Genomic DNA, 26,673 nt, shown 5'->3' with positions numbered 1-26,673 from the left:
ACCTCCTTGGTCGCTTTAGGAGCGCGCCTCATCCCAGGCGGCCCCCGGTAGAGCATCGAGGGGAATCTTTAGGTAACGACGACCATTATCCTCTGGCTCTGGCAGGTCGCCGCCCCGGATATTGACTTGCAAGGCGTGCAGGATCAGTTTAGGCATGGGCAGCTTGGCGTCACGCTCGTTACGCAAGGCGATGAAGCTGTCCGCTGTCGGGCTGTCTCGGAGATGAATATTGGTTTCGCGCTGGACTCTCACCGTGCTTTCCCACTCTGGCTCGCGATCGCCGGGCATGTAGTCGTGACCAGTAAAGAGCCGAGTGTCGTCCGGCAGTGCCAGGATGGCCTGAATGGAATCCCACAGTTTGTGAGCATTGCCCCCGGGGAAATCGGCACGGGCCGTACCACCATCCGGCTGAAACAGCGTGTCGTGCACGAACGCCGCATCGCCGATGACGTAGGTGATCGACGCCTTGGTATGGCCGGGCGAGAACATAATCCGGCCTTCTATCTCGCCCACGTGGAAAGTATCGCCCTCTACAAAAAGGTGATCCCACTGGCGGCCGTCATCCGGAAAGTCGGGCCAGTTGTATATATCCTTCCATAGCGCTTGCACTTGTGTAACGTAAGCTCCTATAGCCGTTGGTGCTCCTGTCTTTTCCTTTAGATACTGTGCTGCCGAAAAATGGTCCGCGTGCGGATGGGTATCCAGAATCCATTCGACCTTCAGCCCTTGGCTGGCAACGTAGCCCAGCAATTCATTCGCATGGTGCGTTGCGATAGCGCCGGACTTTTCATCGAAATCTAGGACTGGGTCGATGATTGCGCAGCGCCGAGTCACAGGATCGCTAACAACGTACTGCACGCTAGAGGTCCGCATGTCGTAGAAGCCGACAACATCTGGCTTGCCTGGCGAGTGTCGAAACGTTTGCATGGCATCCTCGGTTGTTGGTAAAAACGTTACTAGGTTAGAACAAAAAAACATAATGTCTAGCATCAGCAACCAAACCGCACAAATCATTTATCGCGGCAGCCTTCAAGGAGAAACACCTACTCTGTTTCGCTGGATTGACCCATTTCAGGGCTTCGTGGACTATAATGATGCGATAGAAATCCTGATGAGGATGAAGTTTGCCGACCTGTGCTAGATCATGCAGGGCCAAGCTGACGATACTTGCAATGGCAAAAATCCCCATTGGTAAGGAGGCTTGTTATAGCTGATCATGGCCGTGTACGGCGGGCTTTGGGTGCGTGCGTAGCTACAAGGGCATGCTCGACAAATACTTTGCCATCCATGGCTTCACGGATCGCAGCCAACACGGCTGACACAATCAACCGCCAGTCTGGGTATGCGGCTCGACTAAACATGACTGATTTCCTAAGCATTCCTACGCAGGTTTCCGTCGGCCCAACGAACTGGACCGGGAGGAGATATCGAGCATGCACTGAAGCAAACGTCGCAAAGCTTAGATTGGCTGGGGTCTTCCTAGGAGAAACAGTGCTGACTTCTGCCAACTGTGACCATTAGATATCTAGCGTGATTTTTGTCCATTTACCCTTCTGCAGCGTGGAATTCGGGCTCAACGAGCTCGAGGAGTATGCGCTATAGGTGCTGTACAGGGACTGAAGTACTGACTTTGTAACAATCAGCCCACGAGGAAAGGGTAAGAAGATAGCTCGTGCAAATCGACAAAAAGCGAATCCAAGTCAGGATGAAATTCAAGGCGTGGCGTTATCGGCAGGAAAAGCTAAGCGAGGTGTGCTTAACGTAACCATTACTGTAAATGAGATAGAAAGGGAGAGAAACAATGATGGATGGAATGATGAACGGTGATGCAATGATGTGGGGGATGGGGCTGATAGGGCTTCTTGTCCTAATACTGCTTGTGCTCGGTATTGGGGCTCTCGTTAAGTATCTATTTAAAAAATAAGCGAGACCTTAAAAGCGGTGAGGATACTGAGGGCTCTCAGTGAGTACAACCATTTGCTTCCCAAGTTCACACAAGGGCAGATAGCCGGCATATACGAGTGCCATGTTATTCCAACTGAGGCGCGGGACATCCGCAGCCACTCATTGCCTGTTGCTAAAGAACAAGTACTATACGAGTGCGGCAACCCCAAGCACGAGGAGCAGGATTACAAGCAGACAGAGCAGGTCCATCCCACCACATCATCAATCCGCCGCAAGCCACCATTTCGCCCATCGTCAGTTCTTCTCCCTGTAGTGTCGGTTTCTCCTGCATTTCAATCTGCACCGGATGTCCGGCGGCTTTCCACTGCGGATAGCCCTCGGTCAGGCTTATCGCCTTAGAAAAGATTGGTATTCTGACAGCGATATACCCCGCCGTCTGGAGCATCGGTAAGCTCTTTACCGGTGCCTGGTCAGACCGGGTGGGGCGTCAGGGGCTCATCGTCTGCCAGCAGTGGTCATTGTGGTGTTTGCTGTCTCCGTAGGGTTTTCGGGATTTGCGACGGGCGCGTTCCTATTGGGATAGGTAAAGCGATGGTTTATCCTACCCTGTTCGTCGTCATCGGTGATGTCGTGCATCCAGCGTGGTGATCCTCGGTTGGCATCTATCGCCTCTGGCGTGATCTTGGCTATTTCTTAGGCGCTATTATCGCAGGGGTGGTAGCGGATACACTGGGACTGGCTGCGGCGTTGTGAGTGGTGGTGGCTTTGACGTTCGCCTCGGGCCTATTCTCGACGCTGCGCATGAAGGAGGTACTCCAGATCACCGCACGGTCTCAGCGCAGCTGGATCCCTAACCAAGCTGGGAAGTGATTTACCGACCATCTCCTTGCCCATAGGCCCGGTCACGCCCGCGCCAAAAAGGAGAAAGACATGACGAGCATCACTCCTTCTTCTTGCCCGATGGGTCTTGGGCGCAATAGTCGTAGCAGTAGACATTGCCGGAAAGTTCAACACCTAGGACGGGAAAGAGCGCGTTGTAGTGCCCCAGAGATGGAGGGCAACAAAGGGCACAAGCTGGCTTAGCGGGGGTGCTATAGGCTTACAACACAATGATATGAGTTTTATCCCTATCGAATGTGGAGGAAGTGCCATGGGTTTTTATAGCCGCCACATACTACCGCATCTGATCAACCTGACGATGGGAGCGGGGATGCTTAAGAAATATCGTCAACGTACCGTGGCCAAAGCTCGGGGGAGTGTCTTAGAACTTGGATTTGGATCTGGAGTTAACCTACCTTATTACAACCCTGAGCTTATAGAGAAGTACTATGCAGTGGAGCCGGATGGTGGCCTTTTAAAGCTTGCGCAAAAGCGTATTAACAAAGCCCCTTTCAAGGTGGAAGTGCTGCAAATGGGCGCAGAGCAGATAATACTACCTGATGACAGCATAGACACGGTCCTGAGTACTTGGACACTCTGCACGATTCCGGACATAGAAGCGGCTCTAGCCCAGGCGCGAAGGGTGCTCAAGCCCGGGGGACAATTGATTTTTGTCGAGCATGGACTCGCGCCAGAAACCCGCGTTGCCAGCTGGCAGCAACGGCTGACTCCGTATTGGAAGCGTTGCGCCGGTGGCTGCCATCTGGATCGGCAGACAGATGTGTTGCTTCTCAATGCCGGCTTTGTACTCCAGGATCTGGCTACAGGCTATCTCGGTCGTCCCAAGACCATGACGTTCATGTATGAAGGCGCGGCCAAGCCTCCCGCTGTCGGGTGAGTGAACTGGGTTCGCTGGCGGTAGATGGCGAACTCCGGGGCGCGAGATGTGAAAAAAATCAATTACATGCTACATAGCTGCTGGTGTAGCCCAGCATGCATGGCGGAGCCAGCGGCCCAGTAACGTGATCGCCAGCATGTTATGTCTCTCCACCCCTGTCTCGGTACGGTCACCCTCGGCTCTATCTCGGAGTGACATTCTGGTTTTTATCTTGAGCCCAGGTAATGAGGTCTCGGGTTCAACAGTGGTTTACGAGGCTCAACAGGCCCAGTACCCGGCAAACTATCGGCATTATGGTGCTTTTCTTAATTGGCATTGCCCTAATCGCCAGTGTGGTCTTTCGCTAGGCCACTGCTTTTGCATCTGCCGTTCTGCATGTTAAGGACGGTAGGTCTATGCTATCGCTGGATCGGCGATGTGTGCGGCCTCGGCCTGCTGTGGGGGGGTGAAACTGGTCATGGGCCCCGTAGTGCGAACGCCTTTCCCCGCCGCCTCTAATCTCTTCGCCAAGGTAACGGTGGTGGCCAAGGAGAAGGGTCTGTTGATCTACCTTCGGCGCACTCTGAACGGCCTGCTCGATGAACTGCTGACGCAGACCAGTCTCACCTGACGCTGGTCAAGAACGACGCAACGAGCCGGACATTGGCATCGGCAGGCGGAACCGCGCTAGTCGAGTCGCCCGCGTGATAGCTATCGTTCACGGAAAATTCGCTGTGCACCCTATTTACGAACCTGAGTGTCACCCTGCCCCCCTATCTCCTCTTGAGACCTGTAATCCAGCAGGAATGAGAGGAGTAGGATCATGAGCGTAAAGTTTCAACAATGGGTCGCCACGGTACGACGAAGGATGCAGGATGGCCAGCCTCTGCTGGGGCCGGACAGCCTGCAGGCACTGACAGACGATGTACGAAAACTCGGTCTTGGCGCTATGGGTGCCGGAGTTCTGGGTTTCTTCGCTCCTAGCGAGAAAATCACTCTTGGTGCATCAGTTGCCATGTTTTTCGTAGGTGCTATCATTTGGGTAACAGGTATTGCGTTTCTTGTAAGAATTGAGCGCAACAGTGCAGAAAAGGATTGAATTTATGAGCCCTTTTGGATGGTTAGTTACAGCTTTTGCAGTCTTTATGGCGGCCGTGTGTTTATTCACGTTCGTTCAAATTGAACGCAGCAAGCATCATCACCATCAGGACGGCAGCAGCAGTTAGCTGAATTCTGGCGATTGTCATTCTCGTCAGAACAAGAGACATTGATCTCACATTCAACAAGCTCTTCCTTCGCGAAGAGCTTTTTTATTTCCGGTTACCAGAGGCTGGCGGATGGTTCAGCTAACCACTTCCTTGGCGAGGGAAAAGGCCACAGCCACCAGTGCAAGGCAGCCCAACGCCAGAGGATTGGTAAGAAAACGACACACTGCATAGCGGTATGGATGGGCTTCAATGCGGTCTTTCGTGGTCTGCAGGCTTGCAGCCTTTCGCTTGAGCTTCGCTATCTGCCCTTCCTGTTCTTCCAGCTTTCGCTGCTGATCAACTAGCCAGTCACTCGCATTCACCTTTTGGATATTCAATCGCCAGGCACGCTCGGCATCGTCAGTCGTCAGGTTTTCAGCAAGCATGTATTTTGATCGAGCGGTTATCTGCGATTCGGTTTCACTAGGGATGAATTCAATACCGAACTGCTCATAGAACCGATCACGCCTAACCTTGTTATTTCCATCGTGTGCGCCTGGCTTTTCATCTTGCCACGACAGCTCGATCTTCATTACCTCTGCCAACGGCCACTGCCTGGCCCAAGTGACGATCTCTGCCATCAGGTAGGTGCCGATACGAAACCCGCGTAAACCGTTAAGAATCATTTGAATATCTGCGGGACCTCTGCATTCACCGTGAGTGAGTCTGACCCGCTCCCTATCTGTTGAGCTTGAAGGCGAATATGCAGCTGACCATTCGAGTTCATTTCCCTCAGGAGGCCGCTGGGTATCGATCCGTTTGACTCTAAGCGTGAGTCGAGCGCCCTGGCCAACAATTTGTTCTATCCGCTGGATCATCAAAATCGCGTCTGGGGTCTCGCTGTTGGGTGTCTCTCGGTGGCGAACCTGGATAACACGCAGATTCTCTCTGGGCGCTCCCTCAGTAGTGCTGTCCTGGGCTGTTGCTTTACCGACCATAGGCATCTCCTGAATTGATTGTTTCGCATGCGAAACAGGTAGGGGGCTACCAATACCATACTTTTCAACGTCAGCAAGGCCCCTATCTCTTCTTGAGACCTGCTTTGCAGGAATGTGAGAGAGAGAAGAGAGAGAATCCCAATGGAAACATTTGGCGAGCGTTTGGAAACGATCATCTACAGCCGTCGCGGCGGTAACTTCGGTGAATACTTAGGCGTTGAAGGTCTGAGCCGGAGGGTGCGAATAAGCGAGCAGGTGTTCAAAGTCCGCTCATGTGTGGATGTGGATTCTGACTGGATGTGGGAGGTTACGCACGAACCAAGCGGCTTGTCTGAGCGTTCTAATGAACGCTGGGGGCTATGCTTTGCTGCTGATCGACTGGCTCGCGTTGTTAGACGTGAGAGCGCCTGGAAGTTGCCGACTGGGCCTGAGGTTACACCCATCCCAATGGCTGCTTTTTTGGCGTCACGCCAACAGGGGGCTACAGCTCATGTTTGATGAAACTGACATGATCCATAGCTATTCCCGTGCGGATGCCATCGAAGATGGCAATTTGGTAGATGTCAGCGAACGTGCTGAGCACGCCGCCGGCAACATGATGGGTTTCAAGGTGCCTGTTGCCATGACTGCTGCAGCCTGGGAGGCTTTGGTGGCGTGGCATGACGGTAGAAGCCCTCATGAGATGCAGCAGCAAGAGGATAAGCGGTTAGGCGATGTATTGCTTGTCGCCCTTGAGGCTGCTGCGAGAGAGCGCAACGAGAGATATATCGACTTCATCGTTGATGTGATTGAGCAATCCGAAACCGGCTCTATCGTTGTGCCAAAACATGTTGTTATGACTATAGGTCCTGGGGATACCCCTAAGCCTGTGATAACGATCATGCTACCCGAGGAGGACTGACGCGATCGCGCAGTTATCACTCCTCTTTCTAAGCCCCTAGTCAGCCTTGTGCTGCCTGGGGGTTTTTCTATTTATGATGCCCATGAGCCAGGATCATGATTTTGCGGCTTCGATCCTATATGGCACTGCAATGGGAGCTAGACGCTATGTTTCGCATGCGTAACATTTTCTGTCAGTTTCACCCCTATCCCCTCCTGAGACCTGCAATACCGCAGGAATGAGAGAGGAGTAAGATTATGGGTACTTTATGCGTACCAAAGCCGTCCGACCGTAAAGCCTACCTGGACAAGGAATACACCAACCAGGATGGATCTAACGAAGTGCTGAAGTCGAGTTTCGTGGGCTCTACCTATTACGCTGCGATTAAGGTCCAGCGGAGGGGAGAGGCCACGGATCATGCGTCTATTGAGTACACGATAGCGGCGGTCGTGAAAACTAGCTGTTCGCAGGGAGAGTTTTGCTACAAGTCGATGGATGAAACCATGGGGCCAGCCTTGTCACAGTGCCCTGCATCGATTCTCAAACTGCTATCTCCGCTTGAGGAGCTGGAGCAGTTGGGGGTAGTAGTGGGAGTCGGACTGAAGTATGCCAGCGAATGGCGTGAGAGATGCCTAAAGCATGCTGAATCGAAAAAGCAGCGTGTGCGTCTGCAAAATGGCGATCGGATAAAACTACCGTACACAGTACGGTTCGTTGGAGGCCTGGAGTGCGACACATTCACCAAGGTGGACTTGCCGCGCAAACGCAATGTTTTCAGGCCAGATGGCTCGTCCAGCTTGGTAAGGCTTCAGGCCCGCCACCTGGATGATGCTGTAGTGCTCGCGTAGTATTTCAAGCCCTCTCTGCTGTTCTCAGCATGGGGCTTTTTCACGCTGGCGCCAGCCGCGCTATACCACCTGACACACAAGCCCTATCACTTCCTGAGGCTTTGGCCGTGTTCGTGTTCACCTCATGAAGCCCCTTTGCATCACCCTCCCCTCCCCCCCGATACTGAAACTCACCTTAGCCAAATGGAAGCCGTTATGACTGACTTAACGCATGAAGACCGCTTGTTTCTTCGAGAGCTACAGAAAAATATCGCTGCTAGTTTGGCCGGCTATTTTGATCAAGCGTTCGGCACTAATGTGCTGCCCGCAACCGGCGCCTCGATCACCATTGAGGGTGAGGTGAAGATGAACATGTACGATCACGCGCCAGGGCTCGCATTCTTTGAGAAGGAAACCTCACGTTCTGTGGCTGTACCTCCATACACTGAGTATTACAAACTGCGTGAGCTGGCTGAGGCTGGTTTTGCTGAGTTTTATCAGGCATCGAGTGAAGCCGAAGACGTATATGAAGGATTGTTTAGGCCTTTGATCATGCGTATCTGCAATAGTGGTGGGGTTGTTATAGACCTTTACGAACGAGGGGGCTGGCTCGTGGACACAATGCCTCCTAGCCAATGGACCGAAACGGCAGTTCAGATTGAGGAGCTGAATCGAGAGGGTAGCTTTCAGTCAGGATGGGACAATTTTTCGACAGCCCAAAGGCTGCATCGGCAGGCCTCTCGGCTACAGCAGTTGCTCACCCTTTCTCGTCACAGGACGAAATGCGCTGCCTGACACAGCCATAGCGACAGTACTATGAACCCTCTTTGTTTCGCGTGCGAAACACTTAGCTCGTCAGTTACTCCCCTACCTCATCTTGAGTCCTGCATTTACGCAGGAATGAGAGAGGAGTAAGGATCATGACGACACAGACAGACAAGACCACCTGCTGGATACCGAAGTGCCAACTTCCCGCACTGCGCGAAATGGTAGAACGGCTCGATCGCAAGGCAAAGAAACTTGGCATGGCGTCCTTCGAGATCAACGTGCTGGAAGAGGCTGTAAAGCCCTGGGCTCGTGAGAAGTTGGATCTTGAAGATCGACTGTCGCACTTTAAGCTGGAGCAGATCGTTGCCGTGAAAGTCGCAGTCAGTGGCGAACCTCCGAAGCTGGACGGGTATCGCTTGCTGGCGCGAATCGACATGGCAGCGAACCAGGCAGCACGGGGCACTCCCTTGGAGTGGGCATATAGCCGATTGCCCGAGCCATACAGATCGGGCGACGCCACGGGCGACTGCAGCCACTGCAACAAACGGCGTGAGCGGCGTTATCTCTTTCTGATGGAAGAGATGGCAATTGGCGTTGTCCTAGAGGTCGGAAAGACATGCCTCAAGGACTATCTTGGCCACCAAGGCGCTGAGTCGATGATGGCCCGTGCTCAACTATTGGTCTCTGTTATCAATATGATGGAAGAGATCGATGAGGTGGGCATATGCGGCGGTCGCCCTCCAGATGCTGTTGTCGAGCTGCGATGGCTGGTTGCCGCGGCAGTAAGGCAGATTCGGGAGCGAGGCTTCGTGTCTCGTGCTCGAGCAGAAGAAACTGGCGACCTGGCCACAGCAGAAATTGTGGGTGAGATGGCTCGTTCAGTCCCGATGGTCAGCAAGCGAATGAAGGCGTGTGTCTCTGAGGACGTGGCGTAGGCTGATGCGGTAATAGCTTGGGCACGGCAAGTGATCCCTCTGCAGACTGAGCATAACGATTTCGAGACGATGATTGTTCATCATGCTCGTTTCGACTTGGTTAAGCTTAAACGCGGAGTCGGCGTTATGACGGCGGCTGTCACTGCCTACGATCGACATGAGGAGTCAGCTGTTAACACCGAGTCAATGATGGCTCTCGGCTATGCTGGAGGTCCTGGCGATCAGTTGGAGATGGAAGTTGTGCGTAAGCGGTCCTTTTCATCAGATACGCGATGGGAGCTGATGTGGAAGCACATATTCTGCGACCCCGAAGGTCGGTACATTGTCTGGAAAACAGGTAAGGCCCTTGAGGGGAGTAAGGTTGTACTGAAGGGGCGAGTCAAGGAACACGGCGAGTACCGCGGGATTTCCCAGACTGTCGTGACACGCTGCTCAATTAGACCTACATGATTCACTAGCCCCTGAACCTTTCGGTCAGGGGCTTTTTTATGGTTCTTCGCCGATCAGCGAGAAAGAGAAGGAGGACGTCAATCACAGAGATTGCCTTAAGCCGCTCTGATGCGAAGAGGTAAAAGATGAACCACACCGCAGTAATAGGTATTCGGCTAAGAGGTCTCAGAAAGAATTTCTATGATGGGACATTTGGGAACTTCCTCTCCGCTGCATTGGGCCGACATTTCTTTTAAGGCGCGTTGCATGCGATGCAGGTCATTTATCTTGCGCTGGATATCGTCGGTATGCCTGAGTGCAAGCTCCTGTACCTGAGCGCAGGTGTAATGCCCGCCATCAACCAGTCGTAGAAGGTCCTGCACCTCTTCGAGCGTAAATCCCAGTTCGCGCGCTCGGCGGATAAACGTCAGCCGTGTGAGGTGGCGCTCTTCATAGCTACGAAAGCCGTTCTCGCTTCGGGGCGGATTCGGCATAAGCCCAATGCGCTCGTAGTACCGAACCGTCTCGATGTTGCAACCGGCTCGTCTGGCTAGCTCCCCTCGGCGTAATGGCATGGCCTACTTTCCTCTTGATCCTGTAGTAGCTACAGGGGCTACAGTAGCTATGAATACCCAAATTGCAAGAGAATCACTATGCAAGACAGTAAAGACCAGACGCTTGATCGAAGCGAGCAAACCACGACGAGCCGATCAGGGCGCAAAGGCCTACTGGCAAGCGGTAGTGTCATTGGCGCGATACTCGCCTCCGCCTGCTGCATTCTGCCGGTGGTATTTCTCTCACTGGGCATCGGCGGGGCCTGGATGAGCAATCTCACGGCGCTTGCGCCCTACCAGCCGCTCTTTCTCGCCGTCACCCTGGCAATGCTCGGTATCGGTTTTTATAAGGTTTATCGCAAGCCCAAGAGCGCCTGCCGGGCCAACGCTTGTGATGTGGATGGCTATTGCGGCACGCCGCTTGCCGAGCGAGTGATCAAGATAGCGTTGTGGGGTGCGACGGCACTCGTCGTGTTGGTGCTTGCCTGGCCGTATATCGCCCCGCTGTTCCTTGGCTAATACACCTTCAAATTTTCCTGGAGTCTTTCTTATATGAAATTTAGCACCTTGATCGGTACGCTTTTTTTGTCCGCGGCAAGTGCCGGGACGGCCTTCGCCGCTCAACAGACCGTCACCCTGGCTGTTGACAATATGACCTGTTCGACCTGTCCCTACACCGTCAAGAAAGCGCTCAATCAAGTGCTCGGTGTGGAGAACGCCACGGTTTCCTACGAGGAAAAAAGCGCCACCGTGACCTTCGAAGATGCCGAGGCGAGCGTGGCGGACTTGACCGCCGCTACGACCAATGCGGGCTATCCGTCGCGCCTGGCCTCCGAGAAAACTAAACAAGCCCAGTAACCACCTAGCCCACGTTCATCGAGGGCTGCGGGAGTTGTGCGAAAGGATTACCGAGGAATTTTTATGCAAACCACGATTACAGTTACCGGCATGACCTGCACGAGTTGCGCCGACTCGACTCAGGCGGCGCTCAATGCACTGCCCGGGGTCGAGGCTGAGGTCTCTTATGACCAGGGCCGCGCGGTAATAATGCGCCCGGGCGAGGTGGGTACCGAGCGTCTGCTTGAGACGATCCGTGCCAAGGGCTACGGCGCCGATCTGACGCAGGCCACAGAGCGAGCCAGCAGTGACCGAGGCAGCGAACAGGGTCTACATATTGCCGTGATCGGCAGTGGCGGGTCTGCCATGGCAGCGGCGTTGAAAAGTGTCGAGCGGGGTGCCCGTGTCACCCTGATCGAACAAGGTACCATAGGGGGTACCTGCGTCAACATCGGCTGCGTGCCCTCTAAGATCATGATCCGTGCCGCGCATATTGCCCATCATCGCCGCGAAAGCCCGTTCGATGACGGCATCACGGCAACGGCACCAACCATTGATCGTGGCCGTTTACTGGCCCAGCAGCAGAGCCGTGTGGAAGAGTTACGTCACGGTAAATACGAAAGCATCCTAGAAGGCAACCCGGCCATTACGGTTATCCGCGGCAGGGCCCGCTTCCGTGATGCCCAGACCCTGATTGTTGACAAGAACGATGGCAGCGAGCGCGAGGTCGCTTTCGATCGTGTCTTCATCGGGACCGGCGCGCGTCCCGCCATTCCACCGGTATCGGGGCTGGCTGGCACGCCCTATTGGACCTCGACCGACGCCCTGGCCAGCGACACCCTTCCCGAGCGTTTGGCGGTGATCGGGGCATCGGTGGTCGCGGTGGAGTTGGCCCAGGCCTTCGCGCGGCTGGGCAGCAAAGTGACGATCCTGGCGCGTAGCCGCCTGTTCTCCCGCGAGGACCCGGCCATTGGCGAGGCCCTGGAAGCCGCTTTCCAGGCCGAGGGCATTGATGTATTACGAGGCGTCCAGATCAGCCAGGTGGTGCATACCGATGATGAGTTCGTGCTCACGACGGACACGGGGGGCATCAAGGCCGACAAGCTGCTGGTCGCGACGGGCCGCACGCCTAATATCGAAACGCTGAACCTTGACGCCATCGGCGTAGAGACTGCCCGCGGAGCGATTCTGGTCGATGATTCTCTGCGTACCACCGTACCCACTATCTATGCCGCTGGGGATTGCACCGACCAGCCGCAGTTCGTCTATGTCGCCGCTGCGGGCGGCAGCCGCGCCGCCACCAATATGACGGGGGGCGAGGCGCGCCTGGACTTGAGTGCCATGCCGGCGGTGGTCTTCACCGACCCGCAGATCGCAACCGTCGGTTTGTCCGAAGCCGAGGCCGAGGCTCAAGGATTCGCTACCGACAGCCGGACCCTGACCCTGGATAACGTGCCCCGTGCGCTGGTCAACTTTGAGACCGGCGGCTTCATCAAGATCGTCGCCGAACGCGACAGCGGGCGCCTGCTCGGGGTCCAGGCCGTGGCCGGCGAAGCCGGCGAGCTCATTCAGACGGCGGTCATGGCCCTGCGTGCCGGGATGACGGTACAAGACATCGCTGATGAGCTTTTTCCTTACTTGACTATGGTCGAGGGGCTCAAGCTCTGTGCCCAGACCTTTACCAAGGACGTCAAACAACTGTCCTGCTGCGCGGGGTGACAAGCCTTGATGTGACGTTGGCGACCCTTGTTCGAGAAATGGCCGATCATGTCGCCGCCCACTGGCACGAACCCGATCAAGGGATCTAGGAAATGCGTGGGGAACCGCGTCATCACGTCTACAAATACCATGGCCTGGGTCGCACTCGACCGCACACTGCGCCTGCTGGGTCCTCAGCCCGCCTGGGAACTGGCATGAGATGGCATATTCCAGGCCATCGTGACTCAGGGGATCAAGCTCAGTGGCGGCTACCTCACGCAGGCCTTCGGTCATGACGATCTCGATGCCGCGCTTTTGTTGATCCCATTGATGGGCATTCCTATCGACAAGGCCGTACTTGAACTGACGGCTGCAGCAGTGGAAGAGCACCTATGTCATGGCGATGTCGTACACCGCTACCTGGCTTCGGATGGGCTTTCCGGCAGCGAAGATGCGTTTCTGATCTGTAGTTTCTGGCTGGTCGATATACTTCTAATGCTTGGTCGAGCCGAGGAGGCTCGCGCCCTGTTCGAGCGGTTACTGGCCAACGCCAACGCCAACGCCAACGATGCGGGGCTCTATGCCGAGGAGAGCGATCCGACGACGGGCCTGTTCCTTGGCAACTTCCCGCAGGCTTTTACCCATCTTGCGCTGATCAACCGTGCCCTGCATATACAGCTCTACGAATAAGGTAGCGTGACGGCACCCATGCGGATTGCGTCCGGCGTACTGCTTCAAGCCTGTCCTCGGTCGCAACCAATGCGCCTTGGCGGCGCTGCCTCGGTCAAGGAGGCCGGGGTTCGTGACACAGTTCTGGAACTGCACCCGACCTCCTGGCCAGGCAAGTGAGGCGAGCCAGACAAAGTCTGCCCCTGCCCACAAGGCTACCGAGTCGACCTTGGGCAGGCTGGCTTCTTCAGTTACCAGACATAAACAACAACCACCTTGTCCCTGTAATAACTACAGGTCTACGTTGAAGTCAGCAAGGTCAGGATTTTCAGATTCGCCAACGAGTGAGGAGGGCCTATCCCTGCCAGCTCGCTCCCATGAATACCTGCAGGATGGCCGTTGATTTATCGGAGCAAGAGGCTCTCCAATGTCAATGAAAGGAGGCAACGACGATGTCTGAAGTGGAAATAGGCCGCCCCGAAGGCCGCACGTCCTACAGTGACTACGCCGAACGCTACTATGCTCAAGCGGGGGCGGGAAGAAACAGCCTCTCCGCAAGCGAGTACGTGGCCGTCGTCGAGGGCTTTCGGCGTGAAGTCGTTTGCATGGGGCAGTGCAACTTGTACCTCGCCGCGACGAAAGACTCGCAAATCAAGGAAGCGATCAAGACCTACCTTGAGGATGTATGCAACCCCAACATCCATGAGATGAAGAAGATTCTGGAAGTTGGCGGTTACGCCCTGCCGGCGCCGCTTGAAGAAACCATGAGCCCTGACTAGGTGCCCGATCAGGATACCTGTGTCGCCAATGACCGGATGATCGTGAATGCCCAGTGGTTCGTGGCGCGTGCGTTCATGACGCTCTGGCACAACTACGCCAGCATGAGCCAGCGCACGGATATTCGGGACGCCTTCATTCGAAACTATCACCGGGCCAACCGCTGGCATGTCACATTCCATGAAATCGCGGTAGAGAAAAAGCTAATGGCCCCCTTGCCCACCGTGGAGCCGAAAGACATGCCACTGATCCCCGAATAAGTGGCACGGTTCAGAGGGGAATAACGCATTTCCAGGGTATCGCTGTTCGGGCCACGGTAGAACGAAGCCTGGACAGCGATGACTTCAACGCGGCGACTAGCGGCTACCAAGTCGCCGCTACGCAAAGGAGTAAACAAGATGGCAGCATCCTACGATCTCGTCGCTATCGGTACCGGCACCGCCGCTAAAATAGTCGTCATGCGTGCCCAAGCCGCCAACTGGCGTGTTGCGATCATCGACTCCCGCCCCTTTGGGGGCACCTGTGCCCTGCGCGGCTGCGACCCCAAGAAGATGATGATCCAGGGGGCCAAGGCGCTGGACCATGCTCACCGCATGCAAGGCAAGGGCGTGGAGGGAGAGGTCCGTATCGACTGGGCCGAGCTGCTACGCTTCAAGCGAGAGTTTACCGATCCTGTGCCTGAAAAACACCAGGCCATGTTCAGCGACAAGGGCATCGATACCTACCATGGACAGGCGCGTTTTACCGGCCCCAACCGCCTTGAGGTTGAGGACCAGGTACTTGAAGCACAGCATATCCTGATTGCCACGGGAGCCGAGCCAGCCACCCTGGGTATTCCAGGCGAAGAACACCTCATAGACAACGAACAATTTCTGGAACTGGCTACTTTGCCGCCGCGGATTGCCCTGGTCGGCGGGGGCTATATTGCCGCAGAGTTTTCTCACCTGGCTGCCCGGGCTGGAGCTCAAGTCACCGTCCTACAGCACGGCGAGCGGATGCTCAAGCCCTTCGATCCGGACCTGGTCGATTGGCTCATGGAATCCTTCCGTGATCAGGGCATTGATGTGCGAACCCAGACCAACGTGGACGCCATCGAAAAGACGGCCTCCGGCTATCGTGTTCGCACCTCCTCGAATGGCGAGACCGGCACGGTTGATGTAGACCTAGTCGTGCACGCGGCCGGAAGAAAGCCAGCCCTCAAGGCCCTCAACCTGGAAGCGGCCGGTATCGAGACCGAGAAGGGGCGGTTATCGCTAAATGAGCATCTGCAAAGTACCTCGAACCCCGCCGTTTATGCCGCAGGCGATGCCGCCCAGGTGGGGCCGCCCCTGACCCCCGTGTCGAGTCACGATGCCAAGGTGGTGGCCGCCAACCTGATCGATGGCAAACGTAGCACACCGAATTATAAAGGGGTGCCGAGTGTCGCTTTCACCATTCCGCCTATCGCCTCCGCCGGTCTCGACGAAGCGCAGGCCCGTGAGCAAGGGCTGAAATTCCGCGTCTCGAGTCAACACACACACAACTGGTTTACCGCCCGTCAGGCCGCCGAGCCGGTCTATGGCTTCAAGATATTTATCGAAGAAGAGACAGATAAGGTACTGGGCGCTCATCTCGTCGGCCCCAACGTGGATGAAGTCATCAACGTATTCGCGCTGGCCATTCGTCATGGGCTCACCACCACGGACCTCAATACGACAATGTTTGCCTACCCAACGGGGGCCTCAGACATAGGCTCGATGCTCTAGGAGAGCCTGATAGCGGCAACTTGAGATGGCTAGACCTCATGCCTAAGCATTGAGATCTTTATTTGGCAACTGAGGATAAGAGTTCCAAACCATTTTCAGGTTTCACTGCAGGATAGCACCCGTAAACGAGAATGACGGCGGTAGAAAGGTTTAAGCCAAAAAAATGTCCCAACCAGACCACCGCCGTGCCATGGATGCTAGTTTGCTTACCTTGTTCTGGGAAGACTTCGAGTTGGTTTGCTATGAATCACTCGGCGCCAATGGCCTGCTGATCAAGCTCAAACTCACCGCCTCACACCCGCCCTGCTGCAGTCGCTGTGGCCAATCCACCTGGCTCATTCATGATGTCAGTTATCGCCGTGTGCGTGAGCGCGACCTGTTCCAGTATCGCGTATGGCTAGACATCCCTGTGCGCCGAGTACGTCGTCCGGCCTGCGGCCCCCGATGAGAGCGTATTGCCTGGCTAGCCGGACGTCAGCCACTGACCTGCGCCATGGTGAGCTGGGTCGAAACCCTGGTTCGACTTTCACCTATCAAGCATGTGGCCGAGCTGGTGGGGCTTCAATGGTATACGGTCAAGACTATGGATCATCGGCGCCTGAGTCATGAGACAGCCCAGGCAGACCTGACCCGGGTGCGGCGTCAGTTTGTCCTGCACAAGGGGAACCACTATGCCATGGTGGCTATTTGCGCCGACACACAGCAAGTCCTGTGGGTCGGCGAGGGGCGTTCATGCGCATGCGCTGCCTTCGAATGGCTGGACAGGGATACCTGTCAGCAAAAAGAAGCGGTCGCCATGGGCATGAATACGGCAATGGACATGGAAGCCAAGCAACACTGCCCAAAAGCCAGGGTCGTTTACGACCTGTTTCACGTGGTCGCCAAGTTCGGTCGCGAGGTGATCGACCGGGTGCGGGTCTATCAGGCAAACCGGCTACGCGAGAACCATGCTGGCCGGCGTGTGATCAAGCGCAGTCGCTGGTTGCTCCTGCGCAACCGCACCAACCTGGACCCTGAGCAGGCCGTCAAGTTGGATGTATTGCTAGCCGCCAAAGAGCCGCTGACCACGGTCTACCTGCTTAAGAGCTAACTCAAAGAGCTATGGTACGCACCTAGTGAAGCCGAGGCCCGCCGACGCTGTAAAGCGTAGTTTGGAATGGCCATCGACAGTGGGCTCAAGTCGCTGGTTGCTTTCGCCAAGCACCTAGAAGGTATCGTTGCCAGTGCCCTTTATCGACTCAACACCAGCGCCCTGGAAGGAATGAACAATCACATCAAAGTCATCAAGCGAATGGCTTACGGCTACCGGGACACGGCGTATTTCTTTCTGAAGATCAAAGTCGCATATCCCGGCAAAATGCGATGAACTTTTTTATTCTGTCGCTTGCCCTTTCTTAACCCCGTAAAAAACTACCTCTACAGCCTAGGGATGTTCTGCATGCGAAACATTTTACAGGCGCTCTAGCTGTCCACTTATGGCAGTCCCCGCCCTATCTCCTTTTGAGACCTGCATCGCAGGAATGAGAGGAGAGAGCGACATGAATATTGAGCTGATTATTAATCAAGAAGATGCCATAGCTTTTGGTCGTGAGTTCGGCGGGCTGCAATTAGATGACCTCCGTGCTGATAAGGTGGCGTTTGCCATCGACTCAGCGCAAGGCTCTCTTTTCATTCTGCCTCGTGAGGCCGGTCGCCGCTGGCGCCAGCCAACGCCACGTCAAATGGCTGACTTGGGAACGGATGTGAATGTGGCCTTCGAGGTCTTCTCGCTTGGTGAGCTTGAGGGGTTCGCTTTCTCTGTCGAGGATGGACCTGTCATCCAGGTGCGTCGCCCTGATCGCAAATTGCATCGGGAAAGCACTTTACAGGCCATAGAGAGCGCCGAAGATACATTCATTGTGAGCTTCACCAAGAGAGCTTTTGGTAACTTCCTCCTTAACTTGGCGCACTGGAGTTATCTCCAGCCCAAGGCAAGAATCGTTCGTCACCTCCCGAGGTGACCACTTCAAAGCCTCCTCGACTCATCTGAGTCAGGGGGCTTTTTCATGCGTTAGGAAAATAAACCGCCCAGGTTCGCTCCTTAGTGTCAGTAGCGCCCCTATCCCCCAACGAGACCCATTACGTTGGGAATGTGAGAGAGAGGAGATTTGAACATGTGGGGACAGACTCTACAGATTGGTCACATTGGCGAACCAGAAGTTCGGACCAACGGCAATGGCAAAACTTACGTTCGGTTCGGTATCAACATGGCCAAGAAAGTGGGTGATGATCCGATGTGGCTTAACTGCATCCTTGGTGGTCGCTTCGCCGAGGTTATGAAGGATCGCTTGAAGCGCGGTCAGTTGGTCTTTGTCGAGGGCGAATTGTCCTTCCGTAAGGCTGATAACGGCACTGTGTATACCAACCTTATGGTGGACACTTGCCGCATCCTCCGTGATCCGCGTAGCGCTGGTGCTGCAGGTGATGGAGACGAAGGAGTGGAATTTCCCTTTTGATGTTCTATTCACAGCCCCTGGTTTATTCCTGGGGCTTTTTCATGCGTAGACGATAGGCAGGCACATGAGCGAGACAGACCAAAAAACCAGATCCCGATTTCAGCACCCCTTGGCTAGGGTATTGCCTTTGGCAGGTGGTGTGCTGGGTGCGATGGCGTTCGCTATAACCGTCATTCCCTTAGACCTCCCATGGGCCTCGTCAAACGCTGAATCACCAGCCGTGGTGACATTCGATACGGCCAAATACGTTAATGCTCGCCGTGCAGCAGCCAGTGAGCTGCTAGGGGACGGTGAGGCAAGAGATTCAGCCGTATCCACATTGGCTCGCGTCGACAATGGCGTTCGCCCAGCGATCGTTGATGCAGCAGATGGCGCTTTGGTCATCGTCCGTCAAGCAGCCGTCTTGGACGGCACTATTCCTGACATCACTGACACCGTACTGGCTGGTTTAGGCCTGCCAACAGATGCCCCCACGATCGAGACAAGTCTTGATCGTCATGGAGACACCACTTACAGCGCATCGAACCTTTATGAGGAGGCTCGAGAGCTGGTCAGTCGTGCTAACCAGCAAGCGCGTGAGCGTGCCGATTCGCAGCGCGAGGCGGGAATTGAAGAGCTGCTGCCATAAACAGCAGATGATTAGAACCTGATGTGGCCATGCCCTGCATGGCGAAGACTACGCCAGCACCACTGGCGCTTAACTTTGCTCAAGGAGCTTATTGATGAAACACCTTACCCTGATCGCCTCCGCTGTTGCAGTCGCCTCCGCACTTTTCGCGGGAACTACCGTCGCCAATGACGACAATGCCGGCTCCAGCTTAGAGCTTCCCAAGGCCGTGTCCGATTTGGGCATCCCTGGAGCCAAGGTCGACAAAACATTCGATACCGGCCTAGATGGCATCAATGGCTGGGTTATTAGTGTCGAGAACGACACTAATGTGATCTATACCACTGAGGATGGTACGCATGCCTTTATCGGGATGATTCTGGGCGAGGGTGGCGAAAACTTGACGCAGGCTCACATGGAGCAGCACATGGAGAATAGCCCGCTGGCCAGCATGCCGAAGCGAGCTGCCTCTCAGGACAACGGATTTACAGATGAGGATGAGGCCGCAGCGCTTGCGCAAGTTGAGGAAAATGCCTTCTACGTTGAAGAGGGGAGCGGCGACAAGGTTCTGTATGTCGTCTTTGATACTCAATGTGGTTACTGCCAGAAAATGTATCAAGAGTCCCGGGCGGTTCTGGATGAAGTCACCATCCGTTGGATTCCGGTAGGCTTCATGGGCGAGGGCTCGCTCCACCAGGCTGCACAAATAGTCGACGCCGAGAACCCTACCGAAGTGCTGGCCACATTTGAGGGAGGCGGCAGTGTGTCTGGCTCCCCGAGCGCCGAAGCTATGAACATCGTGAGTGAGAACAGCAACCTGATCCAGCAGCTGGGTATCCGGTCTACACCGAATACGCTCTACAAGGATGAGAACGGTGAAGCTCATATCATGCGTGGTGCTCTTCGTGCGGCTGAAATCCGTAGCCTGTAACCTTATTGCACCTTGAAGAAATGCGCCCTGGCTCCCTCTCCGGCAGTCCGGGCGCCCAGCTAGAGGGCACCCCATGTCTCTACAAGACCAACGCACTGTTAGTATTATGCGGCGAGCAATCGAAGGAATGTTTCCGCAGTTCGCCGTGAACCGTCTATTTCCACGTCAGCCACTCAAGGTAGGCCGTGGTACACGGGAGAAGACCCTTTACCCCTTTCGCTGGCTGCACCGTCCTCTGACGCTTGAGCAGGCGCGCTGGGTCGCAAGTAGGTCAGTTGATTATTGGTTCCGGTGGCTCATCGCGTTTGGTGCGTCTCTTTATCTCTCTGTCAAATTGGGACCGCCTTACGGAGCATTCCTCCACTTAGGTTTTACGCTACTTGCTGCATGGACATTAATAGGTGTGGCCGTGGCTGTCGGGCGGAATAGAAAGACTCCGAGGATAGATGCATGAAGCAAGGCAACAAAAGTTGGCTCGCCTCTTTGGGGCGCGTAATATCCGGCCTGCGTAAGCAGTCGATGGATGCTGACCAAGTTGATCCAAGTGACCCAGCTATCACGAAGATGACAATTAGCCTGGCACTGGATCTCCTAAACGAAGAGCAATCGCACGAGCGTTTCAAGCCTAAAGATCGTGTCTCATGGAAATGGGGCATGAAGAACAAGAGCGTGCCGCTGGCCAGGCAAACTGCTGTAGCGTTACAAGTCCGTCAAGAGCCATTCAACGATAGCACCCTGGCACCTTCATCCACGTACTACGAAGAGCCTTTAGATGTGCTTGTAGGTGTGTATACCCACGAGGGTATTTTTCGAGAGCTATGGGTCGATGGGCGGCGCCTATGCTTGCTGACAGACCATCGCATAAACAGCCCGAACGGTGGCACTCAGTGGGGACAAGGTGAAGGATGATTGATACCAAGGTCATTTCAGATGCCCCTCTGAAGTTCGATGAATTGCTGACCACCGTGGCCAAGGAACAGCTTGGCCTGGATGGGAGCTACACAGTGTATGCGGTCGAGACGGATCAGATTGATGAGATCAATCTCAAGATGATTGAAGGCCTGGATGACATCCATCTACATTGTTTCACTGTAAGGCTTCCCCCTGGCTTGGCGAGAGTTAGCCTCGCCCCGCGGGATGGAAATCACTGGCGGATGGAAGAGGCGGTTCATGGTGTCGTGGATTATGGCCATACAGCTCGGGAGACTATAAGCGCCAGCTATAGTGGCAATGGGCAACGGTTGTACATCCCTTAGTCAAGTGGCAAACACTAAATGTTTCATTCTGCTTGAATTTAATATAATTCGTCGTCTGGCATAGATATAATATGGATAGCAATGATAACCGACTGGACCAGCTGAATGAGCTTCCCCTTACCAAAGAAGATCAGCGCTTCATACTCCGCTGCCTCCGTGAGGGCGGAGTGGTCGACTACCAACCCGTCCTCGCGGCATACCAGCTGTGTTGGAACAATGCGGCTGAATCAGCGACTATCCGCAAAGAGATAACGTTGGGAGGAGGGCAGCCAACACCTTTCTCCGAGAGGCCTTGGGTGTTGAAGCGCTTGACTATCCGAGGTAAATGACTGGCCAGTTTACTATAGCGCCTAGGGGAGGGGGGGAGTTATACCGTTATCTATTATTTCACCATTTAAATACCATGCTCCCTTGCCTAAAATAATAAGATCGTAGGGCCTAATCGTGTTCGACAACGCACTGTCATATAGGGCACATAGCTCATTCTTTGGGGCTGACGAAATGACCAGCCTCATCGAAAAAAACTTTCCAGGGCCTGCGCGCCCACAGAGGCTCGAAGGGTAGGGTGGTCGGCTGTTTGCGGTGAAGTATTGGCATACACACTCCAGTCTCAATATCTCATTCTTCGCTTTCGGCAGTAGCAGCGTTTGCTCCCAGTAGCCGCGGTCAAATAGCTGGTGGAGGAGAGGGCGGCTGAAATGGAGAAGGCCTCAGGAAGTCACCTGCGCCGTGCGGAGAAACAATTGCTCAAAGAGCAGGTATACGAAGAGCTACTGCCCACCTCCCTGAAGCGAACCGGGCATTTTCTGATGGCTATCGACATCAGGCGTAAATGGATACTCATTGACGCTGCCAGTCGTAAGAAAGCAGAAGAAGCACTCGATCTGTTGCGCCTTACACTGGGATCGCTCAAAGTCACGCCAATGGCAACTAGCGATCGTCCAACAGCTTTGATGACCCGTTGGTTGGCTGCCTCGACTGAGCGTGCTGAAGGCTGGGCTCTTGGAGAGTTCTGCCAGCTCGAATCGCCTTCTGGCAATGATGGTGTGATTAAGGTTTCGGAGGTCGATCTCGATAGTGACGAGATACAGCAGCACCTTGATGGAGGCCGCATCTGTTCAGCCCTTTCGATTGCTCGGACAGGTCAACTGGCGATGCAGCTTCAGGATGATCTAGGCCTAAAGAAGATCAAATTCGATGATGCACTGCTTGAGCATGCTGATTCGGGTGATGATGAAGCATCAAGGTTTGATGCGGATGCCCATATTCACATCCCAGCTCTTGCGGCCGTTGTCGAGGAGCTGATAACCCTACTAGGGGGTGAATCAGTCCCTACGCTAGAGGATACCCCTGAGGATGCTGTTCAGGCATCTAAAGCAGCCTGAACCCTACTCATATCCTGTCTTTGGCTTGGCTCTGTCCAGGCCTTTTTTATGCGCTAGATAGATCGGTTTATACTATTTGCCGTATCAGTTTATGTGGATTATCATGTTTCGCATGCGTAACTTGGCAAGGATCGCCGCCGTTTGCACAAGGACATTCTCAACCTGTCTTTTTCCAGGTCGGCTACCGGGAACTCCATGACCAAAATAATCAGTTTCTCCAATCAGAAAGGCGGGGTCGGAAAATCGACCATTTGCCTTCAAACAGTCTTCTACCTCGTGGAGGCGGGCTATCGCGTACTAGCAGTTGATTTCGACCCACAGGGCAACACATCTAGCCGGTTGAGCCAGAGCGATGAGGCAACCTATACAGGCACACCATCAGTCCGGTTGTTCGATGAGAACATGCATGAAATCCAGCCGATGAAGTGCGTGCGCGGAATGGATCTGATTTGGACAACCAAGAACGATCCAGAGCTATCTGAGATTGAGTCCCTACCGCTCAACTGTGTGGTCAACCCGATCACAAACCTGAAGGCTAGCGGCATACTGGATAATTACGATTACGTGCTTGTCGACTGCCCCCCTAGTTTGGGCCGTAAGCTAGTAGCTGCACTCACTATGTCCACTCATGTCATTTGTCCGGTGCAAGTAAGTGGTTTCGCACTGGATGGCGTAGAGGGTCTGCTGAACACGATCATAAGCGTTCAGGAGGAGCTGAATCCCGAGTTGGAAAACACCGGGATGGTGATCAATAACCTCAAACGCGGTTTCGAGGAGGACATGATCACGCGAGATGAGCTTCGCAAGGCGGTGCCGGATCTGGTCTACAAATCTGAGATTGGCGTTAGAGGGCAACTCGACGTGGCCAACCTCAATGGCGTACCCGTTTGGAGCATAAAAAAGACATCGGCACGAGAGGCTGGCAAAGAGATCCGTGCAGTTATCGAAGAACTCATGGAAAAGGTGGGCTGACATGGCATTAGGACAACTAGACAACCTGCAAAGCCTCTCACGCCGCTCTAAAGGCGCCAAGGAAGTATTGGTGCTGGATACAGCTGAAGTGGTGCCGAAAAATGGCCAAGTCCGAGAGAAATTCGGCGGTATTGAGGAGCTAGCCGACTCAATTAAGTCGCATGGCCAGGAACAGCCGATCATCGTATCTCCTAAGGATGCTAACGGTAAGTATCGAATTCAGAAAGGTGAGCGCCGTTGGCGTGCATGTAAACTGGCCGGTGTGCCGGTTGAGGCGATCGTCAACAAAAAGGACCAGGAGGAGCTGGACGAAACAGCCGGCGAGCTGATTGAAAACATTCAGCGGGAAAACCTGACTCCGATGGAAATCGCCAAGGGGATTCAGAAATTCATTGACGCTAAGTGGAAGGCCGTCGATGTGGCTAAGCGTCTAGGTAAATCGCGTGGTTATATCTCGCAGCACCTATCGCTGCTCAAGCTCCCCGAATGCGTACAGAAGCTATACGAGGAAGATGTCACGGCTGACCCCGAATCGCTGAATTCGCTCAGGCAGATTTATCAAATTGCGCCAGAGAAGGCTGAACGCATTTGCGAAAAGGCCTTAGTAGACGGAATCAGCCGAAAAGCCTGCCGTGAGCTGCTGAAACAGGCAAAGGGTGGCACTCTGGCTGAAGACCCTGAAACAGTTCCCATGGAGGCTCAGGTTCCAGCGCCAGCTCTAGGGACGAATGATGACCAGCCACCACTGAGCGGATTCGACTCATCCCCCTCCGCTGGAAACTCTGGCATGGGGAACACTGTTGATGATGTCCAGCCCGCAATGCCGCCCCAGTTTAACGAGAAAGATGACTCCTCTCTTGGTAAGGGGGATGTTGCACAGGAAAAGCCACCGAGACCTAAATCGGCCACTAATACTGAGCAACCCCAGCCTAAAAAGGCTGCTGGCGCCGAACTTGATACACCAGCGCCAGTAATGGCAAAGGAGCCCACCCGGGCTCGGGTCGTGGTAGGCGTTACCGTGAAGGGCGCACAACGTAGTGGCATGCTACAGACTGATCGTATCGATCATGAGCCTGGCTATTGCTGGGTTCGACTAGATAATGATGAAAAAGACACACTGAGGGTAAGAGTCTCTGACGTTCAGCTACTTGGTGTCGAGGGTGAGGACTGACCTCTATGCCGAGCCTATCGCGTGACACACAGCGAAAATACGACATTATCCGTGCTATTGACCACATGGATCGCCCAAGCCTTCAGGACATCTCTGAAGCTACGGGCATCCCGGCTGGCACGGTTAAACGGCAGCTGACTTCGATCCGGGAAGAGTTTAAGGTAAAAATCCTCTTTATTCGTGACCCTAGCTCACCTGAAGGTGCAATGGGCTATTACGCACTTGAAGGCTGGGGAATCTTGGACCCAAACTCCTTTCGAGTGCATTTTGGAGACAGCACTTCCTAGCCAGCTGACACCCGGGGAGCAAATAGCTCCCCGAATTATGTCAAACCAGCCCCACCTTTCTGAGCCAGTCAACACGGAGTCATCAGCAGTGCCTGAACCCGACCATCCCCCACTGAATCTCATCAAGCAACCTGTTTCAATTGGTCATGAAGACGTAGTTAAAGAGCTTGCTACTTTTAAGGTCGAGCTGGATAGATACGCACGTAAGACAATTGGGCAACCGTTGCTTAATGACATAGTGGACAATGATCGAGGAACCTGCGCACTACACCCAGATTCATTAATAGCTGTGCTGATACCTTTTTTAAACGGGTATCCGGAATCCAGTGTGTAATTCCACTCCAGCCTACAGTGTGTCACCGAACCCGTAAACCGGAATTGCGTGTGTGATGCCTCTGTCGTATCATTGAGTTTCTAAACCGGAACTAAGTGTGTATTCTGTCGTCAGAATTCGCACATAGTCGAAGGCTCGACGAACGACTGGCCAGGAGTGGAAACATGGCGATTAGTCAGGCACGCATTATCGAATCCATGGAGCAGGCCTGCTCCAACCTCAATCCGGATGAGTTCATCTTCTCCTTCCTAGATGCTTACGGATTTCCGAAGAGCACCATAACCCGCCTTCGCAAAGGTGACGATAGCCGAAACGTTGCCAGCGGTGATGATATTGGGCTGAAGAAGAAGCTCTATTTCCGATCTGTTCCAGAGGGGACGGATTTGAATACTGAAGCCGACTCGCTCAAGGCAAGCGAGGTCGTGCCACGGAACGATATCCGCTTTGTCATCGTCACTGACTTTAAGAGCCTGGTTGCCTTAGATCTCAAGGCAGAAGAGCGCCTTGAAACTACGATGGATGAGCTGGATAAGCAATATGCCTTCTTCCTCCCGCTGGCCGGATACGAGAAGGCAGTAATGTACTCAGAGCATCCAGCTGACGTTAAAGCCTCTGAGAAGATGGGTCGGCTGTTTGATTTGATCCGCGAGCGCAATGACCTCTCGAAGCCTGAGGACATTCACGCTCTCAACGTTTTCCTTACCCGCCTCTTGTTCTGCTTTTACGCCGAAGACACCGGCATCTTCGCTCAGGGTCAGATGACATCTGCCATTCAGTCAACGACACAGGAAGATGGCTCTGACGTAGATCAGTTTTTCTCAGATCTCTTCACTGTCTTGAATCTGGATGATAAAGCTCCTGAGCGAGCATCTATGGCTGCTCACTTCCAGGAGTTCCCTTACGTCAATGGCGGCCTCTTTGAGGCGGATGAGCCCATTCCAGAATTTGGAAGAAAAGCTCGACGACTTTTGATTGATTGCGGGAGCATGGACTGGTCTGAGATCAATCCAGACATTTTTGGCTCAATGTTCCAGGCGGTCATTGACGAAGAACAACGGGGAAGCCTGGGGCAGCATTACACCTCTGTCTCCAACATCATGAAAGTGATCCAGCCTCTCTTCCTCGACAAACTTTATACAGAGCTTGAGATGTAGTGGTCAAGTAAAACTGGCCACCGCTTTATAGTTAACCCAGTACTTTTCCTCTGCCTGGTTCGGACTCATACCACCGTTATGCTGGTGAGGCCTAAGCTGGCTGTAATACCCGATTA

Annotated in this window: 32 protein-coding genes and 1 pseudogene; 28 read left to right on the top strand and 5 right to left on the bottom strand. The window is 54.3% G+C overall.

What is annotated here, in order from left to right; translation table 11 throughout:
- Positions 1 to 15 precede the first annotated feature (15 nt).
- Complete coding sequence (locus HUO07_RS18055) at positions 16 to 927, bottom strand: MBL fold metallo-hydrolase (RefSeq protein WP_035558003.1); 912 nt, start codon at positions 925 to 927, stop codon at positions 16 to 18.
- 287 nt (positions 928 to 1,214) lie between these two features.
- A complete protein-coding gene (locus HUO07_RS18050) occupies positions 1,215 to 1,361 on the bottom strand; it encodes a hypothetical protein (protein ID WP_157826461.1) in 147 nt (48 codons plus the stop codon).
- Positions 1,362 to 1,801: 440 nt separating this feature from the next.
- Here HUO07_RS18050 and HUO07_RS22060 point away from each other — a divergent pair, with 440 nt between their 5' ends.
- Entirely contained in the window at positions 1,802 to 1,924 is a 123-nt protein-coding gene (locus HUO07_RS22060) for a hypothetical protein (RefSeq protein WP_268762340.1), read from the top strand.
- Positions 1,925 to 2,077: 153 nt separating this feature from the next.
- On the opposite strand, the gene HUO07_RS18045 is transcribed toward HUO07_RS22060, so the two are convergent.
- The gene (locus HUO07_RS18045; protein WP_035557864.1) at positions 2,078 to 2,350 is read right to left on the bottom strand and encodes a hypothetical protein; all 273 of its coding nucleotides are present in this window, start codon (positions 2,348 to 2,350) and stop codon (positions 2,078 to 2,080) included.
- 705 nt (positions 2,351 to 3,055) lie between these two features.
- Here HUO07_RS18045 and HUO07_RS18040 point away from each other — a divergent pair.
- The 3 genes from HUO07_RS18040 to HUO07_RS18030 all read left to right on the top strand — a co-directional run bounded on the left by HUO07_RS18040 (position 3,056) and on the right by HUO07_RS18030 (position 4,760).
- Complete coding sequence (locus HUO07_RS18040) at positions 3,056 to 3,682, top strand: class I SAM-dependent methyltransferase (protein WP_035557867.1); 627 nt, start codon at positions 3,056 to 3,058, stop codon at positions 3,680 to 3,682.
- 415 nt (positions 3,683 to 4,097) lie between these two features.
- Entirely contained in the window at positions 4,098 to 4,292 is a 195-nt protein-coding gene (locus tag HUO07_RS18035; RefSeq protein ID WP_035557869.1) for a hypothetical protein, read from the top strand.
- A 192-nt stretch (positions 4,293 to 4,484) separates the two neighbouring features.
- Entirely contained in the window at positions 4,485 to 4,760 is a 276-nt protein-coding gene (locus tag HUO07_RS18030; protein ID WP_035557873.1) for a hypothetical protein, read from the top strand.
- Positions 4,761 to 5,003: 243 nt separating this feature from the next.
- Here HUO07_RS18030 and HUO07_RS18025 read toward each other — a convergent pair whose 3' ends face one another.
- A complete protein-coding gene (locus HUO07_RS18025; protein ID WP_083024693.1) occupies positions 5,004 to 5,846 on the bottom strand; it encodes a hypothetical protein in 843 nt (280 codons plus the stop codon).
- 141 nt (positions 5,847 to 5,987) lie between these two features.
- On the opposite strand from HUO07_RS18025, the gene HUO07_RS18020 reads away from it, so the two are divergent.
- The 5 genes from HUO07_RS18020 to HUO07_RS18000 all read left to right on the top strand — a co-directional run bounded on the left by HUO07_RS18020 (position 5,988) and on the right by HUO07_RS18000 (position 9,256).
- Entirely contained in the window at positions 5,988 to 6,344 is a 357-nt protein-coding gene (locus tag HUO07_RS18020) for a hypothetical protein (RefSeq protein ID WP_035557876.1), read from the top strand.
- Positions 6,337 to 6,747: a DUF6573 family protein gene (locus HUO07_RS18015; RefSeq protein WP_035557880.1), complete on the top strand. Its 411-nt coding sequence runs from the start codon at positions 6,337 to 6,339 to the stop codon at positions 6,745 to 6,747. The genes HUO07_RS18020 and HUO07_RS18015 overlap by 8 nt, the downstream gene beginning before the upstream one ends.
- Positions 6,748 to 6,983: 236 nt before the next feature.
- On the top strand, positions 6,984 to 7,574 hold the full coding sequence (locus HUO07_RS18010; protein WP_052703853.1) for a DUF6927 domain-containing protein: 591 nt from the start codon (positions 6,984 to 6,986) through the stop codon (positions 7,572 to 7,574).
- A 195-nt stretch (positions 7,575 to 7,769) separates the two neighbouring features.
- Positions 7,770 to 8,348 carry a hypothetical protein gene (locus HUO07_RS18005; RefSeq protein WP_035557883.1) on the top strand — a complete coding sequence of 193 codons (579 nt, stop codon included), beginning with the start codon at positions 7,770 to 7,772 and terminating at the stop codon, positions 8,346 to 8,348.
- 125 nt (positions 8,349 to 8,473) lie between these two features.
- A complete protein-coding gene (locus tag HUO07_RS18000) occupies positions 8,474 to 9,256 on the top strand; it encodes a hypothetical protein (RefSeq protein WP_035557885.1) in 783 nt (260 codons plus the stop codon).
- A gap of 605 nt (positions 9,257 to 9,861) precedes the next feature.
- Here the strand turns inward: HUO07_RS18000 and HUO07_RS17995 are convergent.
- A complete protein-coding gene (locus tag HUO07_RS17995; RefSeq protein WP_035557890.1) occupies positions 9,862 to 10,260 on the bottom strand; it encodes a MerR family transcriptional regulator in 399 nt (132 codons plus the stop codon).
- A 78-nt stretch (positions 10,261 to 10,338) separates the two neighbouring features.
- On the opposite strand from HUO07_RS17995, the gene HUO07_RS17990 reads away from it, so the two are divergent.
- The 19 genes and pseudogenes from HUO07_RS17990 to HUO07_RS17900 all read left to right on the top strand — a co-directional run bounded on the left by HUO07_RS17990 (position 10,339) and on the right by HUO07_RS17900 (position 26,557).
- On the top strand, positions 10,339 to 10,758 hold the full coding sequence (locus tag HUO07_RS17990) for a mercuric transporter MerT family protein (RefSeq protein ID WP_176304695.1): 420 nt from the start codon (positions 10,339 to 10,341) through the stop codon (positions 10,756 to 10,758).
- Between the two features lie 33 nt (positions 10,759 to 10,791).
- Entirely contained in the window at positions 10,792 to 11,097 is a 306-nt protein-coding gene (merP, locus tag HUO07_RS17985; RefSeq protein WP_035557896.1) for a mercury resistance system periplasmic binding protein MerP, read from the top strand.
- A 63-nt stretch (positions 11,098 to 11,160) separates the two neighbouring features.
- Complete coding sequence (gene merA, locus HUO07_RS17980; RefSeq protein ID WP_035557898.1) at positions 11,161 to 12,795, top strand: mercury(II) reductase; 1,635 nt, start codon at positions 11,161 to 11,163, stop codon at positions 12,793 to 12,795.
- Between the two features lie 219 nt (positions 12,796 to 13,014).
- Entirely contained in the window at positions 13,015 to 13,464 is a 450-nt protein-coding gene (locus HUO07_RS17975) for a glycoside hydrolase family 15 protein (RefSeq protein ID WP_176304694.1), read from the top strand.
- A gap of 431 nt (positions 13,465 to 13,895) precedes the next feature.
- On the top strand, positions 13,896 to 14,222 hold the full coding sequence (locus HUO07_RS17970; protein WP_127059530.1) for a hypothetical protein: 327 nt from the start codon (positions 13,896 to 13,898) through the stop codon (positions 14,220 to 14,222).
- Entirely contained in the window at positions 14,223 to 14,480 is a 258-nt protein-coding gene (locus tag HUO07_RS17965; protein WP_176304693.1) for a hypothetical protein, read from the top strand. It begins immediately after the preceding gene.
- A 138-nt stretch (positions 14,481 to 14,618) separates the two neighbouring features.
- Complete coding sequence (locus HUO07_RS17960; RefSeq protein ID WP_035557901.1) at positions 14,619 to 15,965, top strand: dihydrolipoyl dehydrogenase family protein; 1,347 nt, start codon at positions 14,619 to 14,621, stop codon at positions 15,963 to 15,965.
- Positions 15,966 to 16,155: 190 nt separating this feature from the next.
- A pseudogene (locus tag HUO07_RS17955) lies at positions 16,156 to 17,331 on the top strand (ISL3 family transposase).
- 172 nt (positions 17,332 to 17,503) lie between these two features.
- Complete coding sequence (locus HUO07_RS17950) at positions 17,504 to 17,965, top strand: hypothetical protein (RefSeq protein ID WP_035557913.1); 462 nt, start codon at positions 17,504 to 17,506, stop codon at positions 17,963 to 17,965.
- Between the two features lie 153 nt (positions 17,966 to 18,118).
- Positions 18,119 to 18,460: a single-stranded DNA-binding protein gene (locus tag HUO07_RS17945; protein ID WP_035557917.1), complete on the top strand. Its 342-nt coding sequence runs from the start codon at positions 18,119 to 18,121 to the stop codon at positions 18,458 to 18,460.
- 64 nt (positions 18,461 to 18,524) lie between these two features.
- Complete coding sequence (locus HUO07_RS17940; RefSeq protein WP_035557920.1) at positions 18,525 to 19,088, top strand: hypothetical protein; 564 nt, start codon at positions 18,525 to 18,527, stop codon at positions 19,086 to 19,088.
- A gap of 94 nt (positions 19,089 to 19,182) precedes the next feature.
- Positions 19,183 to 19,998: a DsbC family protein gene (locus tag HUO07_RS17935; RefSeq protein WP_035557923.1), complete on the top strand. Its 816-nt coding sequence runs from the start codon at positions 19,183 to 19,185 to the stop codon at positions 19,996 to 19,998.
- 450 nt (positions 19,999 to 20,448) lie between these two features.
- Positions 20,449 to 20,907, top strand: coding sequence for a hypothetical protein (locus HUO07_RS17930; RefSeq protein ID WP_052703851.1), 459 nt, complete (start codon positions 20,449 to 20,451; stop codon positions 20,905 to 20,907).
- Entirely contained in the window at positions 20,904 to 21,254 is a 351-nt protein-coding gene (locus tag HUO07_RS17925; RefSeq protein WP_113270576.1) for a hypothetical protein, read from the top strand. Before HUO07_RS17930 ends, HUO07_RS17925 begins: the two co-directional genes overlap by 4 nt.
- Before the next feature lie 677 nt (positions 21,255 to 21,931).
- Positions 21,932 to 22,639, top strand: coding sequence for a recombination-associated protein RdgC (locus HUO07_RS17920; RefSeq protein WP_274542011.1), 708 nt, complete (start codon positions 21,932 to 21,934; stop codon positions 22,637 to 22,639).
- 195 nt (positions 22,640 to 22,834) lie between these two features.
- The gene (locus HUO07_RS17915; RefSeq protein ID WP_113270641.1) at positions 22,835 to 23,611 is read left to right on the top strand and encodes a ParA family protein; all 777 of its coding nucleotides are present in this window, start codon (positions 22,835 to 22,837) and stop codon (positions 23,609 to 23,611) included.
- A 1-nt stretch (position 23,612) separates the two neighbouring features.
- Complete coding sequence (locus HUO07_RS17910) at positions 23,613 to 24,782, top strand: ParB/RepB/Spo0J family partition protein (RefSeq protein ID WP_113270575.1); 1,170 nt, start codon at positions 23,613 to 23,615, stop codon at positions 24,780 to 24,782.
- Between the two features lie 5 nt (positions 24,783 to 24,787).
- Positions 24,788 to 25,069: a helix-turn-helix domain-containing protein gene (locus HUO07_RS17905; protein WP_008958302.1), complete on the top strand. Its 282-nt coding sequence runs from the start codon at positions 24,788 to 24,790 to the stop codon at positions 25,067 to 25,069.
- Positions 25,070 to 25,567: 498 nt separating this feature from the next.
- A complete protein-coding gene (locus HUO07_RS17900; protein WP_217908958.1) occupies positions 25,568 to 26,557 on the top strand; it encodes a type IIL restriction-modification enzyme MmeI in 990 nt (329 codons plus the stop codon).
- Positions 26,558 to 26,673: the final 116 nt, after the last annotated feature.

Source organism: Vreelandella maris (assembly GCF_013371085.1).
Lineage (GTDB): Bacteria > Pseudomonadota > Gammaproteobacteria > Pseudomonadales > Halomonadaceae > Vreelandella > Vreelandella maris.
Note: the sequence above shows the minus strand (reverse complement) of the source record. Positions and strands in the feature narration are given on the sequence as shown.

Coding starts and splice junctions, on each gene's coding strand:
- HUO07_RS18055 (WP_035558003.1), bottom strand. CDS start 927: ATGCAAACGTTTCGACACTCGCCAGGCAAGCCAGATGTTGTCGGCTTC.
- HUO07_RS18050 (WP_157826461.1), bottom strand. CDS start 1,361: ATGTTTAGTCGAGCCGCATACCCAGACTGGCGGTTGATTGTGTCAGCC.
- HUO07_RS22060 (WP_268762340.1), top strand. CDS start 1,802: ATGATGGATGGAATGATGAACGGTGATGCAATGATGTGGGGGATGGGG.
- HUO07_RS18045 (WP_035557864.1), bottom strand. CDS start 2,350: ATGCTCCAGACGGCGGGGTATATCGCTGTCAGAATACCAATCTTTTCT.
- HUO07_RS18040 (WP_035557867.1), top strand. CDS start 3,056: ATGGGTTTTTATAGCCGCCACATACTACCGCATCTGATCAACCTGACG.
- HUO07_RS18035 (WP_035557869.1), top strand. CDS start 4,098: ATGTGTGCGGCCTCGGCCTGCTGTGGGGGGGTGAAACTGGTCATGGGC.
- HUO07_RS18030 (WP_035557873.1), top strand. CDS start 4,485: ATGAGCGTAAAGTTTCAACAATGGGTCGCCACGGTACGACGAAGGATG.
- HUO07_RS18025 (WP_083024693.1), bottom strand. CDS start 5,846: ATGGTCGGTAAAGCAACAGCCCAGGACAGCACTACTGAGGGAGCGCCC.
- HUO07_RS18020 (WP_035557876.1), top strand. CDS start 5,988: ATGGAAACATTTGGCGAGCGTTTGGAAACGATCATCTACAGCCGTCGC.
- HUO07_RS18015 (WP_035557880.1), top strand. CDS start 6,337: ATGTTTGATGAAACTGACATGATCCATAGCTATTCCCGTGCGGATGCC.
- HUO07_RS18010 (WP_052703853.1), top strand. CDS start 6,984: ATGGGTACTTTATGCGTACCAAAGCCGTCCGACCGTAAAGCCTACCTG.
- HUO07_RS18005 (WP_035557883.1), top strand. CDS start 7,770: ATGACTGACTTAACGCATGAAGACCGCTTGTTTCTTCGAGAGCTACAG.
- HUO07_RS18000 (WP_035557885.1), top strand. CDS start 8,474: ATGACGACACAGACAGACAAGACCACCTGCTGGATACCGAAGTGCCAA.
- HUO07_RS17995 (WP_035557890.1), bottom strand. CDS start 10,260: ATGCCATTACGCCGAGGGGAGCTAGCCAGACGAGCCGGTTGCAACATC.
- HUO07_RS17990 (WP_176304695.1), top strand. CDS start 10,339: ATGCAAGACAGTAAAGACCAGACGCTTGATCGAAGCGAGCAAACCACG.
- merP (WP_035557896.1), top strand. CDS start 10,792: ATGAAATTTAGCACCTTGATCGGTACGCTTTTTTTGTCCGCGGCAAGT.
- merA (WP_035557898.1), top strand. CDS start 11,161: ATGCAAACCACGATTACAGTTACCGGCATGACCTGCACGAGTTGCGCC.
- HUO07_RS17970 (WP_127059530.1), top strand. CDS start 13,896: ATGTCTGAAGTGGAAATAGGCCGCCCCGAAGGCCGCACGTCCTACAGT.
- HUO07_RS17960 (WP_035557901.1), top strand. CDS start 14,619: ATGGCAGCATCCTACGATCTCGTCGCTATCGGTACCGGCACCGCCGCT.
- HUO07_RS17950 (WP_035557913.1), top strand. CDS start 17,504: ATGAATATTGAGCTGATTATTAATCAAGAAGATGCCATAGCTTTTGGT.
- HUO07_RS17945 (WP_035557917.1), top strand. CDS start 18,119: ATGTGGGGACAGACTCTACAGATTGGTCACATTGGCGAACCAGAAGTT.
- HUO07_RS17940 (WP_035557920.1), top strand. CDS start 18,525: ATGAGCGAGACAGACCAAAAAACCAGATCCCGATTTCAGCACCCCTTG.
- HUO07_RS17935 (WP_035557923.1), top strand. CDS start 19,183: ATGAAACACCTTACCCTGATCGCCTCCGCTGTTGCAGTCGCCTCCGCA.
- HUO07_RS17930 (WP_052703851.1), top strand. CDS start 20,449: ATGAAGCAAGGCAACAAAAGTTGGCTCGCCTCTTTGGGGCGCGTAATA.
- HUO07_RS17925 (WP_113270576.1), top strand. CDS start 20,904: ATGATTGATACCAAGGTCATTTCAGATGCCCCTCTGAAGTTCGATGAA.
- HUO07_RS17915 (WP_113270641.1), top strand. CDS start 22,835: ATGACCAAAATAATCAGTTTCTCCAATCAGAAAGGCGGGGTCGGAAAA.
- HUO07_RS17910 (WP_113270575.1), top strand. CDS start 23,613: ATGGCATTAGGACAACTAGACAACCTGCAAAGCCTCTCACGCCGCTCT.
- HUO07_RS17905 (WP_008958302.1), top strand. CDS start 24,788: ATGCCGAGCCTATCGCGTGACACACAGCGAAAATACGACATTATCCGT.
- HUO07_RS17900 (WP_217908958.1), top strand. CDS start 25,568: ATGGCGATTAGTCAGGCACGCATTATCGAATCCATGGAGCAGGCCTGC.